We start from the raw sequence: 11,605 nt of genomic DNA on the forward strand, positions 1-11,605 counted from the left end.
GGTCGCGTCACAAATTTGTTTGCGAATTCCGTTTTCTTGCTCGCTGTGACATTTCGAAACACGCGGCCACCCCTGCATAGACCACCAGCGACGACAGCCAGCCGAGCGTCACGTCGGAAAAGTAGTGGCCCCCGAAGGAAGTCCTCAGCGCCGGCGAGATCAGCGAGATGGCGATCAGCGGCGGGCCGAGCACCGGACGCAGCGGTTTAGGCAGCAAAACGATGAGGCAGGCCAGCCACCCGGCGCCGGCCGCCTCGCCGGAAATGAAGGAACAGTTGCCGACGCAGGCGCCGCCGAAATCGCCGGCCGGCGTGAACACGTCCCTGCCGCCGAAAAAGTCGGTCTCGTAGGGGCGGGGACGGTTGGAGACCTGCTTCAGGATCAGGTTGACCAGCACGTAAGGGCCGATCAGGAAGGAAATCAGGGCAATTGAATAATTCCGCGTCTTGCGCGGGCTGTAGGTCGTGCCATGGTGCTGCAGGTTGGCGATCAGCCGGTAGATGATCCAGATCGCGACCAGCGCCGGCAGGTAGAAGAGAATGCGCCGGATCAGTATGAAGAGCGTTTCGGCGCCATAGGGGAAACTGCCGCAGACGCGGCCACGTTCGATAGCCTCGCCGCAGGCGGCTTGTTCGAAGAAGGCGCGCGCCACCGCAAGATCGATCTGCGGCACCAGATAGAAGGCCGCCAGCAGCACCCACCAGAGCGCCATCAGCACGATGAACAATCCCCTCGGCGTGGCAAGGAATCGCCGCATGGCGGCCGGCCATTCGGGGACGGTTTGGGAGGGCGAGGTCATGCGAACTTATCCATTGGTCGTCGGGCGGCGCGACCCTAGAGCAAGACGCGCCGGATTTGAACAGGGCCGGCGACCGATAGAAGGGCAGCGGACCGATAGAAGGGAATGCCCGCTCCCGAAATCGGGCTTTTTGACGCGTCGGAGAGCGAACCGGCCTGCGGGCTGAGACGGTAGCGACATCTCGCCCTTGCGCTCGCGGCCGAAACGGCGATGATCGCCGCTTTCTTTCGAAAGCCTCCTGGAGTCGCAATGTCCGTGAAATTCGATATCTCCTTCGCCAAGTCCGCCAAGATCGACGGCGGCCTTGCCATCCAGCTCAAGCTTGCCGGCGAAGGGCCAGCGGCGGGTGCCGCCGATGCCGATCCTGCCGGCATCGTGACCCGGGCGGCCGAGATCGCGAAGTTTTCCGGCAAGCCGATGTCGACGCTGGACCTCATTGCGCCGCAGGGGTCGCCGGCTGATCGGCTGGTCGTATTGGGTCTCGGCAAGGCCGAGACGCTGACCGCCTACGACTGGCTGAAGGCGGGCGGCGTCGCGGCTTCGACGGTCAAGTCGATGACCAAGGTTGCAATCTTCGCCGACGCGCCGGGCATTGCCGTCGGTGCTGCCGAACTGGCCGGGTTCGCGCTCGGCATGCTGCTGCGCGCCTACAGCTTCGACACCTACAAGACCAAGAAGGGAGAAGACGACGACAAGGCGCCGAAGACCGTCAAGGTGACGATCGTCACCGCCGCGCATGCCGCCGCCAAGAAGGCCTTTGCCGAATCCGAAGCGATTGCCGGCGGCGTGCTTCTTGCCCGCGAGCTGGTCAACCTGCCGCCGAACGTGCTCGGGCCGGTCGAATTTGCCGACAGGACGAAGGAGCTCGAAAAGCTCGGAGTCGAGGTGGAAATCCTCACCGAAAAGGAAATGAAGAAACTCGGCATGGGCGCGCTTCTCGGGGTGGCGCAGGGGTCGGTGCGGCCGCCTCGGCTCGCCGTCATGCAATGGAAGGGCGGCAAGCCGAAGGATGCGCCGGTCGCCTTCATCGGCAAGGGCGTCGTTTTCGATACCGGCGGCATTTCCATCAAGCCGGGTGCCGGCATGGAAGACATGAAGGGCGACATGGGCGGCGCCGCAGCGGTGATCGGCCTCATGCATACGCTTGGCGCCCGCAAGGCCAAGGTCAACGCGATCGGCATTCTTGGCCTCGTCGAAAACATGCCTGACGGCAACGCCCAGCGGCCGGGCGATATCGTCACCACCATGTCGGGCCAGACGATCGAGATCATCAATACCGATGCGGAAGGCCGGCTGGTGCTTGCCGATGCGCTTCACTATTGCAACGACCGTTTTAAACCGAGGTTCATGATCAATCTCGCCACCCTCACCGGCGCAATCCTGGTGGCACTTGGAAACCTGCAGGCGGGCCTCTTCTCCAACGACGACACGCTGGCCAGCCAGTTGACCGGTGTCGGCGATGTGACCGGGGAGCGCCTGTGGCGCATGCCGCTCGGCAAGGAATACGACAAACTCATCGATTCGAAATTCGCAGACATGAAGAATACCGGCGGGCGCAACGCAGGGTCGATTACCGCGGCGCAACTCTTGAAGCGCTTCGTCGGCGAAACGCCCTGGGCACATCTCGACATCGCCGGCACCGCGATGAATTCACCGTCGAGCGAGATCAACCAGTCCTGGGGATCCGGCTACGGCGTGCGGCTGCTGGACGAACTCGTGCGGGCGCATTACGAGGTGGGTTGAGAACCCATATTTGTCGGTTCAACGAAAATTTGGGTTCTCGACCGTAATGACTGAAGTCCTGTTCTATCATCTGACCGAATCGAAGCTCGAGGATGCGCTGCCGGCGCTTCTCGAAAAGAGCGTCGAGCGCGGCTGGAAGGTGGCGGTGCAGACGAGCGGCGATGTGCGGCGGGATTTTCTCGACGCGCATCTCTGGACATTTCGCGAGGACAGTTTTCTGCCGCATGGCACCGACGCCTCGCCGATGGCCGAGGCGCAGCCGGTGCTTCTGACATCCGCTGCCGAAAACGGCAATGGCGCGACGGTTCGCTTTCTGGTGGATGGTGCCGAGCCGCCGCCGATCGCAGACTACGACCGTATCGTCTTCATGTTCGACGGCTATGATGCCGTCCAGCTCGACAATGCCCGCGCCCAGTGGAAAAAGTTGAAGGGCGAGGGGCATGCGCTGACCTATTGGCAGCAATCGGAAGAGGGGCGCTGGGTCAAGAAGGCCTGACCCGAGGTCCTCGGGCGGATGCCTCTCAGTCGAAGAGCGAAGCCAGCATCATCGATGAGTTGCTGTGGCGCAGCCTGACCACTTTGTAGCCTTCCGCCTGCAACTGCGTCAGCAGCGCCGGCAGCATGGCGGCGGTGCGGGCATGGATGTCGTGCAGCAGGATGATGCCCTTGCCGTTTGCCCTCAGCGAATTCATCGTCCGGGTCGCGACGGCGGCGGGAGAGACGCCGAAATAATCCTTGGAGTCGATCTGCACGTCCAGCACGACCATGCCGTTCGAGGCCACCCATTGGCGCAGGCGCCTGGTATCTGCAAGGTAGGGGAAGCGGAAGAAGCCGGCATCCTCGTGGGTGACGCTGATCACCGCATCGCGCCCCTTTTCGATCTCGGCAATGGCCGCATCGAAGGAAAGGTGCTGCAGATCGGCATGGCGATAGGTATGGCTGCCAATCGCGTGCCCGGCATCGACGACCTTGCGGGCGATTTCCGGATGGGCCTTGGCCATCTGCCCGACCATCAGGAAAGTCGCCTTGACGTTGTATTCGTCGAGGATGGAGAGGATCTTCTCCGTCTTCTTCGGCATCGGACCATCGTCGAAAGTCAGAATGACCTCCTTGTTGGCGAGCTTGATGTCGGAAAGCGACGAGACGGTGAGGGTGCGGCCGGAAAGGCTGCCCGGATTGTTGAAACGCCCCCAGGCGACCGGCGTCAGCGCCACCGGCGAATCCGCTTCGGCCTTCCTGACCGGGCTGGTCGAGGAAATCGCCTTGGCGGGCGCAAACGAGGTGGCAAGCGAGCCGCTCTCGGTTTGGTTGCGACCAGCGCAGGAAGAAAGAAGGCACGCGGCGGCAGCGGCGACGCAAAGGACGCGGACAAACATGGGAGCGACTCGGCTAAAAAGTGACTAAGGAGTTGAAGTGAAGTCACATTCGCCGATTATGGTTAACGACTGGTTAGCTGTCTACGAACGCAGATCCCGAAAGCCGATCGTCTTCATGACCAGCCGATGTTGTTTGCAGAGCAGGGTGAAGGCGGGTGCTCAATACGACCACGGCTTCATAGATAACGCCGGGCCTAATTACCGCTGCGATGCAGCGTCGATCTGCCGAAGGAGATCGTCGCCAATTCCGCGTCGAGAATGATCTTAGCGACAGCCAAGCTCTCGGTGAACATCATTCTCTCCCCGCTTGTCGTCCAGGAGGTCTTTTCGTTCAAGGGAGGAAGGGACAAAGTCACCCCGCCATCGCCTCTTCGTATTCCGACGACAGCATCAGCCATTCCTCTTCGGCGGCCGAGAGTTTGGCGGCGGCTTCGCCGCGTTCCTTTGCCTTCTGGGCCGCCTTGGCGGGAGCTTTTTCGTAGAGCGCGGGATCCGCAAGCTCTTTATCAAGAACCTTGATCAGTTTCTCGAGCTTGGCTGTCACGGCCTCGATTTCGTTGATCTTTTTCTTGAGCGGCGCGAGCGAGGCGCGTTTTTCAGCATTCGCCTTGCGCTGGTCCGCCTTCGAGGACAGATCTTCGGTCAGTTCAATTTTTTCTTCTTTTTTTTTACCGGAGCTGACGATCAGGTTGCGGTATTCCTCCATGTCGCCTTCGAAATTCGACACGGTGCCGTTGTTGACCAGCCACAGGCGGTCGACGGTGGCCTCGATCAGGTGGCGGTCGTGGCTGATCAGGATGACGGCGCCTTCGTAGTCGTTGAGCGCCTCGATCAGCGCGCGGCGGCTGTCGATGTCGAGATGGTTGGTCGGTTCGTCGAGGATCAGCAGGTTCGGCGCATGGAAGGCGGCAAGGCCCATCAGCAGGCGCGCCTTTTCGCCGCCGGACAGGTCTTTGGCGGCCGTTGCCATCTTTTCCGTCGCAAGCCCCATCTGCGCCACGCGGGCACGAACCTTGGCCTCGGGCGCATCAGGCATCAGCCGGCGCACATGGGCAACCGGCGAATCCGCCGGCACGAGGTCGTCGAGTTGGTGCTGGGCGAAGAAGCCGATCTTCAGGTTCGGCGCGAGCCGAATATCGCCACTTTCCGCCTTGAGGCGGCTGGCGATGAATTTGGCGAAGGTCGACTTGCCGTTGCCGTTCGAGCCGAGCAGGGCAATGCGGTCGTCATTGTCGATGCGCAGCGTGATGTTCTTGAGGATCGGCTTGCCCGGTTCATAGCCAACGGCGCCGTTCTGGATCGCAACGATCGGCGAGGCGGGCTGTTTTTCCGGCTCGGGAAAGGTGATCGGCTGCACGTGGTCCTCGATCACCGCGGCGACCGTACCCATGCGCTCCAGCGCCTTGACGCGGCTCTGTGCCTGCCGGGCCTTGGTTGCTTTCGCCTTGAAGCGATCGATGAAGCTCTGCAGGTGCTTGCGGGCGGCCTCGTTCTTGGCCTTCGCCTTGGTCTGCAATTCGTCGGCCTCGGCCTTCTGCCGCTCGAACTGGTCGTAGCCGCCGCGGTAGAAGGTCAGTTTCTTCTGGTCGAGATGCACAATGGCGTTGACCGCGTTGTTGAGGAGGTCGCGGTCATGGCTGATGATGATGACCGTGTGCGGATAACGCCGGATATAGTCCTCCAGCCATAACGTGCCCTCGAGATCGAGATAGTTGGTCGGTTCGTCGAGCAGCAGCAGGTCGGGCTCCGCAAACAGGACTGAGGCGAGTGCCACGCGCATACGCCAGCCGCCGGAAAACGACGAGGCGGGACGCGACTGGGCTTCCTGGGAGAAACCGAGACCGGCGAGAATGCTGGCGGCGCGCGCCTCTGCCGAATGCGCGTCGATGTCGACGAGCCGCATCTGGATGTCGGCGATGCGATGCGGATCGGTGGCGGTTTCCGCTTCAGCCAGAAGTGCGGCGCGCTCCTTGTCGGCGGAAAGCACGATTTCGATCAGCGAATCCTCCGTGCCCGGCGCTTCCTGCGCCACCTGGCCAAGCCGGGCGCTCTTCGGATAGGAGACCGAACCGGTTTCCGAGCCCAGCTCACCGGTGATGACCTTGAACAGCGTGGATTTGCCGGCGCCGTTGCGGCCGACGAGCCCGGCCTTGGTGCCCGCCGGAAGCGTCACGCTGGCATTGTCGAGAAGAAGACGTCCGGCAATGCGGGCGGAAAGTTCGGTAATCGTGATCATGGCGGCGGTTTTGGCCGAAACCCTGTTTGTTGGCAAGGGCGCCGATGGACCGGTATTTCGCTGTGCCGAGGGAAACAGAAGAGAATTGCACGCTCTGGTAGATCGTTGAGGCGGCGCCGCCGCCGGTCGCGATGATGCGACCGAACTTCGATCGGGAGAGCGAATGTCATGAGAGTAACGAGATTGACTTGGTCGATGCTGCTGTCGGCATCCGCGCTGATGATGCCACTCAGCGCCGGGGCGGTGGAGTTTACCTGCTGGGACCCCGGCGGGGTGGCGTCGACAAACGCTGCCGCGGATTATTGGACCGCGGAAAGAATTGCCGCGGCAATCCCTGACGGCGAGACGATCCGGACGCTGCCCACAGACGGGTTTTCAAGGGGCCGCGAAGATATCCTTCCATCCGATGCAGAGCGGGCGCCGATCGGTGAGGCGCCCTACAAGTTCGGGGGCCAGCTGCTCTACACACGGGGCGGGAATGATTATACCGCTAGTGCCCAATTTGTCGCGGACGCGAATATCGTCGTCGGCGCCGCCCACAGTCTGTGGAAGGGCGGCATGGCGGCGAGCAACATCCGCTTCTATCAGGGATATTCCAACGGCGGCGGGACGCTCTATCGCATCGACAAGGCGGCGGTGCTGTTGCGCTGGACCGAGGTCGCGGACAATAATCCGAGCCTCGCGCGATCACAGTTCGATTATTCGGTGATGCGCACCACCGTGGCATCCGCAGTCGGTAAATATGAACTCGGCATCGATGGAGCTCATGTCGATGATAATGTGACGATCACCGGTTACCCGGCAAGATTGGACGGCGGCGAGTATATGTATCGGGAAACGGCCCGCATCACCGTGCAGGCCGGCACCGCCTATGACGCGCGCCCGCACCCCATGTATGGCGGCGGTGCAAGCGGCGGAGCGTGGTTCGTGACCGCCGACAACCTCCACAAGGCTGTCAGCGTTGTCTCCAGCGGGGCGCCCGACGGCGTCTACGGGCCGAGTTTCACCCAGGACACCGCTGATCTGATTGCGATCGTCAAGAACGGTTGCCCATGAATAGCAGCATACGGGCGCCGGCATCGCGCATCGCCGCATCGGCCTGGCGCTCGCCGGCATCCGCGTCGTTCAGGCCGCCGGGTCTGAATGACGCGAGATGATCTGCAGCGATCTCTTGTTGAAAATGACGATGCGGTGCTGCCGCACGCCGATCAGCCGCTCGCTCTTCCAGGCCTGGAGCTGCGCATTGATGCGTGGCCGGCTGGCATTGATGAGCTGGCCCATGCGGCTCTGGGAGATCGATTTTTCGATGAGGATGCCGTCGCTGGTCGACCGTCCGTGCGAGGCGCCGAGATTGAGCAGGAGACGCGCAAGGCGAGTCTCCAGCGGGTAAAGCGCCATCCCTTCCGCGAACATAATGGTGCGGTGGAGCTTCCGGGCGATCGTCCGCATCAGATACGAAGACACCTGCGGGATCGCCGAGAGTTCGTTGAAGGTTTTTCGGTCGATTTCGAGCAGCCGCGTCGTTCCGCAGATCGCCGCGTTCGAGGAATGCCGGTAGTTGAGAGCGAACTCGATCTCGCCGACTGCGTCCCCCGGTTGAAGGTCGGAGAAAATCACCTCATTGCCTTCCTCGGATATAAAATAAAGATAGATGCCTCCGGAGAGTATAATATAAAGTGTATCGCAAGGATCGCCGCTAAGAAACAGGGTTTGTTGATCTTTGTATACATTTATATTTGTCTTTTTTGCAAACGTAGAAATAACGGCGTCATCCGCGGCGCTGAATAATTCCATCTTTCTTATTTCGTCCGAAATCGTCGGATTCTTCATCGTTTTCATCTGCTCGTGACCACCCTGAAGTCGGAAACATGGCTGCCGTGTGTAGGGGCGATATTTAGCAAAAATGCAAATCAGGGTTGTTACCTGTGTGACATATTTTCAGATTTAAATATCCTAGGTTGTGCTTGTGCAAATGATGCTCCGCGGAAGCCGGTGCCGTGAGCACAGATGCCGTCACCGCATGGTGTGGTGGCGGCAACCCAAATGAGGAGATGTATTATGACCATTTATATGGGGCAGAAGGCGATCAAAGCCTTCAGCGCACAGGCAGCGGCGGCGGGCCAGCCCTACAGCCTCACGGTTCTCAACGAAAACGCGAAATGGCAGCAGTTTGCCCTGTTCCAGACGATCCCACAGGTTATCGGGCCGTCGGTCGACCCCCTGTCGCTGGCATGGATGGTCGGCGGCGCCGCCGCCGGTACCCCCGACCAGCCGAGCACGTCTTCCTTCAACTGGACGATCGATTATTCCGTGACGGTTGGCTACATTCAGCAGCAGGGTACGCCCGGCTCGCCGCGTTCCTTCCAGACAGCGAGCTCGGTCGGCGTCATGATCGACAACCAGAATCAGGTGCCGGTGACCTATCAGGGGCCGTTCCCCTATGGCGCTCCCGGTTTTCCGGCGGGGCCGTCCGACGCGACCAAAGGCCTCATCCTCGCCAAGGCCGACGACACCATTCCGACCGTCCTGGTGCAGGCCAGCAAGAACGTCTATCTGAATGTCGGCATCGCCATGGCCACCAAGCCGACGATCGCGGTCCAGCTCGAACCCAGCCTCTTGTACCAGTTCACCCCGAAGCCGAAATATTACATCCTCGCCGGCTCTTTCGTCCAGGGACAGGTGATCGACACCGCCACGTCTTCGGCGGCCTACGAGGTGAGCTTTGCCGGTGTCACGGATGTCTCCGTTCGGTTCACGCAGAAGAACCAGTTCGTGCCGGCATAATTCCGCCGGCCTGCTGGTAGGACAAGAGGGCGGCCGTCGGACGTATTGCTATCAGTCGCCGATCTTCGTTCGCAAAACAGAAAGGCCGTGGGAAACCGCGGCCTTTCTGTTTTGGAAACCCTACCCCTCGGAGGATGATCGTTTAGGCGCTCCGCCGTGAAGCGCGACGATCATTCGCGGATTGGCCTTGGCCGTTTCAAGCGCCGTCCCGGCCTGCAGGCGCAGTTCTTGCGGTGAAAAGGCGTCTGCGGTCAGCGCCGCACCGACCGAAAGACCGATCCCGCTCGTACCATCGGAGGCGGCGAAGACGAGATTGTCGGTGATCGAGGCGATCAGCCGTTCGGCGATCGGCTGCACGCTGTCGCGGCCGACGTCGCGGAAGACGAAAGCGAAATCGCCCTTGCCGATACGCGCCAGGAAATCGTTTTTCTTGATCGCCTTGCGGAAGATCGAGGCGGCCTTCTTGACGATCCGGTTGACGGTGGGATCGCCGTAGGTACGGGCGAAATGCGGCAGGTCGGTGATCGTCACCAGGAACAGCGCGGTATCGCGGCTGTCGGCATCGACGCCGTAGAGGGCCTCCAGCCGTTCGGCAAGCGCCGCATGATTCGGCAGCGAGGTCAGCCGGTCGCGCAGGGTCACCGAGCGGGCAACCGACGCTTCGCGTTCGGCCTTGACGAGACGATCGGCACCGGAGCGAAGAATGGCTTCCAGTTCGGTTTCGGCGACCACGGCATCGGAGAGCGAAACGCTTAAGTATTCGATTTCGGCCAGAATATCCTCAGGTCCCGCGGTGCTGTCCTGGCGCAAGCTGCGGGCGACGGTTTCCAGCACCCGGCTGAAACCCTTTTTCTGGGCAACGCCGCTTGCCATCTTGTCCCGGAGTTCCAGCAGCAGCTTTATTTCCTGATCGCGACCTCTGACCGGCATGAGTGCCACGAAGGCCGGAAGCTGATGACGCAGCCCCATCTCGTCGAGCACCGTCTGCGAAGGACCGGCCGTGAGCGCCAGCACTTCGCGCGACAGGGCGGGGTCGCCGCCCAGGAGCGCCTCGTGGAAGAGTTCGTAATTGCGCGGCAGGCCGCTCACGTCCAGCTTCGCCATCAGCTGGACGACAGCCTGCAGGCTGCGATCCTGTGCCATTCTGCTCACTTCGCCGGCCATCTCTCGTCTCCACAGGTGTTCTATAGTGCGACAAGGAATGTGGGACCGGCTTTAACATTTGCTGAAAAGGGCCGGATCGTCGGGAGTTACGGTTAAGGGACCGTCGAAACGGTCGATCGAATGCGATCCATGAAATTTCCTGATTGGATTCAAAAGGCAATTTGCTTTCAATATCGCCAGCCGAATGTCTAGATCAGGAGCCTGCCGTGACCCGTATTCTCTATTCGCTCTGCGGCGCCGACGAGAGCCGCCCGTTTTCACCGCATTGCTGGAAAGTCGTACAGGCGCTTGCTCACAAGGGCCTCGATTTCATCGAGAAGCCGACGCCGTTTACCGAGATACCCAGCCTCGAAGGCGGGTTTTCGAAGACGGTACCGATCCTGAGGGACGGCAACGAACTGATCCGCGACAGTTTCGAGATCGCGCTCTATCTGGAAGAGGCCTACCCGGACCGGCCGACGCTGTTCGGCGGCCCGGCCGGCAAGGCGCTTGCCCGGTTCGTCGAGGGTTTTTCCCAGATGGTGGTGCATACGGCGATCACCAAGATCGCGGTCAAGAATATTCATGACATGCTCGGGGAGACCGACCAGGTCTATTTCCGCGCCAGCCGCGAGGCCCGGCTCGGCAGGACGCTGGAGGAGATGGAAGCGAGCCGCCAGGCCGAGATCGACGGTTTCGCGCCAAAACTGGAGCCGATCCGCCACACCCTGAAATATCACGACTTCATCGGCGGCGACGGCCCGCTTTTTGTCGACTATATCCTGTTCGGGGCGCTGCAATGGATGCGCGTCACCGCCGGCGCCAAGGTGTTTTCCGATGACGACCCCGTCGGCTTGTGGTTCGAGCGCTGCCTCGACCTGCATAATGGCGTCGGGCGCAGTGTGACAGCGGCGTGAAATTGCCCGAACCCCCTTGTTTCCAGTGAAAGGGGCGGGTAAAGACCGCCCACTTTCCCCCTTAGTCACGGGGCCACAGGAAACGAAGGATAGAACGATGGCGATTGAACGCACGTTTTCGATGATCAAGCCGGATGCCACCAAGCGTAACCTCACGGGCGCCATCACCAAGGTGTTTGAAGACAATGGCCTGCGCGTCATCGCTTCCAAGCGCATCTGGATGAGCAAGCGCGAAGCAGAAGGCTTCTACGCCGTTCATAAGGAACGTCCGTTCTTCGGCGAGCTGGTCGAAGGCATGACCTCCGGCCCGACCATCGTTCAGGTTCTGGAAGGCGAAAACGCCATCCTGAAGAACCGCGAGATCATGGGCGCCACCAACCCGGCCAATGCCGACGAAGGCACCATCCGCAAGACCTTCGCGCTGTCGATCGGCGAGAACTCGGTTCACGGTTCCGACGCTCCGGAAACCGCCGCCCAGGAAATCGCCTACTGGTTCTCCGAAACCGAGATTGTCGGCTGATCTAAGCCCGTCTCGACGGACGATTTTGATGAAAAACCGGGGCTTTGGCCCCGGTTTTTTCGTTCTGGGATATTCGGCTTCCGTCTG

General features: G+C 61.1%; 11 protein-coding genes. 6 read left to right on the forward strand and 5 right to left on the reverse strand.

What is annotated here, in order from left to right; genetic code table 11:
* Positions 1 to 7: 7 nt before the first annotated feature.
* A complete protein-coding gene (locus MOV63_RS04620; protein WP_247032006.1) occupies positions 8 to 799 on the reverse strand; it encodes a phosphatase PAP2 family protein in 792 nt (263 codons plus the stop codon).
* A gap of 249 nt (positions 800 to 1,048) precedes the next feature.
* Here MOV63_RS04620 and MOV63_RS04625 point away from each other — a divergent pair, with 249 nt between their 5' ends.
* Both MOV63_RS04625 and MOV63_RS04630 read left to right on the forward strand, forming a co-directional pair.
* Positions 1,049 to 2,542, forward strand: coding sequence for a leucyl aminopeptidase (locus MOV63_RS04625; RefSeq protein ID WP_247032008.1), 1,494 nt, complete (start codon positions 1,049 to 1,051; stop codon positions 2,540 to 2,542).
* Between the two features lie 46 nt (positions 2,543 to 2,588).
* Positions 2,589 to 3,038, forward strand: a complete 450-nt coding sequence (locus MOV63_RS04630; RefSeq protein ID WP_038541713.1) for a DNA polymerase III subunit chi — start codon at positions 2,589 to 2,591, stop codon at positions 3,036 to 3,038.
* A gap of 25 nt (positions 3,039 to 3,063) precedes the next feature.
* Here the strand turns inward: MOV63_RS04630 and MOV63_RS04635 are convergent, their stop codons facing one another.
* Both MOV63_RS04635 and MOV63_RS04640 read right to left on the reverse strand, forming a co-directional pair.
* Complete coding sequence (locus tag MOV63_RS04635; protein ID WP_247032010.1) at positions 3,064 to 3,918, reverse strand: polysaccharide deacetylase family protein; 855 nt, start codon at positions 3,916 to 3,918, stop codon at positions 3,064 to 3,066.
* A gap of 352 nt (positions 3,919 to 4,270) precedes the next feature.
* Positions 4,271 to 6,154: an ATP-binding cassette domain-containing protein gene (locus MOV63_RS04640; protein ID WP_247032012.1), complete on the reverse strand. Its 1,884-nt coding sequence runs from the start codon at positions 6,152 to 6,154 to the stop codon at positions 4,271 to 4,273.
* A 168-nt stretch (positions 6,155 to 6,322) separates the two neighbouring features.
* Here MOV63_RS04640 and MOV63_RS04645 point away from each other — a divergent pair, with 168 nt between their 5' ends.
* Positions 6,323 to 7,210 carry a hypothetical protein gene (locus MOV63_RS04645; RefSeq protein ID WP_247032014.1) on the forward strand — a complete coding sequence of 296 codons (888 nt, stop codon included), beginning with the start codon at positions 6,323 to 6,325 and terminating at the stop codon, positions 7,208 to 7,210.
* Between the two features lie 69 nt (positions 7,211 to 7,279).
* Here the strand turns inward: MOV63_RS04645 and MOV63_RS04650 are convergent, their stop codons facing one another.
* The gene (locus MOV63_RS04650; RefSeq protein ID WP_247032016.1) at positions 7,280 to 7,993 is read right to left on the reverse strand and encodes a Crp/Fnr family transcriptional regulator; all 714 of its coding nucleotides are present in this window, start codon (positions 7,991 to 7,993) and stop codon (positions 7,280 to 7,282) included.
* A 219-nt stretch (positions 7,994 to 8,212) separates the two neighbouring features.
* On the opposite strand from MOV63_RS04650, the gene MOV63_RS04655 reads away from it, so the two are divergent.
* Positions 8,213 to 8,938 carry a hypothetical protein gene (locus tag MOV63_RS04655; RefSeq protein ID WP_247032018.1) on the forward strand — a complete coding sequence of 242 codons (726 nt, stop codon included), beginning with the start codon at positions 8,213 to 8,215 and terminating at the stop codon, positions 8,936 to 8,938.
* Positions 8,939 to 9,058: 120 nt separating this feature from the next.
* On the opposite strand, the gene MOV63_RS04660 is transcribed toward MOV63_RS04655, so the two are convergent.
* Positions 9,059 to 10,102 carry a diguanylate cyclase gene (locus MOV63_RS04660; protein WP_247032020.1) on the reverse strand — a complete coding sequence of 348 codons (1,044 nt, stop codon included), beginning with the start codon at positions 10,100 to 10,102 and terminating at the stop codon, positions 9,059 to 9,061.
* A 206-nt stretch (positions 10,103 to 10,308) separates the two neighbouring features.
* On the opposite strand from MOV63_RS04660, the gene MOV63_RS04665 reads away from it, so the two are divergent.
* Complete coding sequence (locus MOV63_RS04665; RefSeq protein ID WP_247032022.1) at positions 10,309 to 10,998, forward strand: glutathione S-transferase family protein; 690 nt, start codon at positions 10,309 to 10,311, stop codon at positions 10,996 to 10,998.
* Positions 10,999 to 11,095: 97 nt separating this feature from the next.
* Positions 11,096 to 11,518 carry a nucleoside-diphosphate kinase gene (ndk, locus tag MOV63_RS04670; protein ID WP_247032024.1) on the forward strand — a complete coding sequence of 141 codons (423 nt, stop codon included), beginning with the start codon at positions 11,096 to 11,098 and terminating at the stop codon, positions 11,516 to 11,518.
* Positions 11,519 to 11,605: the final 87 nt, after the last annotated feature.

The sequence above is a fragment of the Neorhizobium sp. SHOUNA12A genome (genome assembly GCF_023006505.1).
GTDB lineage: Bacteria > Pseudomonadota > Alphaproteobacteria > Rhizobiales > Rhizobiaceae > Neorhizobium.

Excerpts from the sequence above, each read along its gene's own strand:
- MOV63_RS04620 (WP_247032006.1), bottom strand. The coding sequence starts at position 799 with ATGACCTCGCCCTCCCAAACCGTCCCCGAATGGCCGGCCGCCATGCGG.
- MOV63_RS04625 (WP_247032008.1), top strand. The coding sequence starts at position 1,049 with ATGTCCGTGAAATTCGATATCTCCTTCGCCAAGTCCGCCAAGATCGAC.
- MOV63_RS04630 (WP_038541713.1), top strand. The coding sequence starts at position 2,589 with ATGACTGAAGTCCTGTTCTATCATCTGACCGAATCGAAGCTCGAGGAT.
- MOV63_RS04635 (WP_247032010.1), bottom strand. The coding sequence starts at position 3,918 with ATGTTTGTCCGCGTCCTTTGCGTCGCCGCTGCCGCCGCGTGCCTTCTT.
- MOV63_RS04640 (WP_247032012.1), bottom strand. The coding sequence starts at position 6,154 with ATGATCACGATTACCGAACTTTCCGCCCGCATTGCCGGACGTCTTCTT.
- MOV63_RS04645 (WP_247032014.1), top strand. The coding sequence starts at position 6,323 with ATGAGAGTAACGAGATTGACTTGGTCGATGCTGCTGTCGGCATCCGCG.
- MOV63_RS04650 (WP_247032016.1), bottom strand. The coding sequence starts at position 7,993 with ATGAAAACGATGAAGAATCCGACGATTTCGGACGAAATAAGAAAGATG.
- MOV63_RS04655 (WP_247032018.1), top strand. The coding sequence starts at position 8,213 with ATGACCATTTATATGGGGCAGAAGGCGATCAAAGCCTTCAGCGCACAG.
- MOV63_RS04660 (WP_247032020.1), bottom strand. The coding sequence starts at position 10,102 with ATGGCCGGCGAAGTGAGCAGAATGGCACAGGATCGCAGCCTGCAGGCT.
- ndk (WP_247032024.1), top strand. The coding sequence starts at position 11,096 with ATGGCGATTGAACGCACGTTTTCGATGATCAAGCCGGATGCCACCAAG.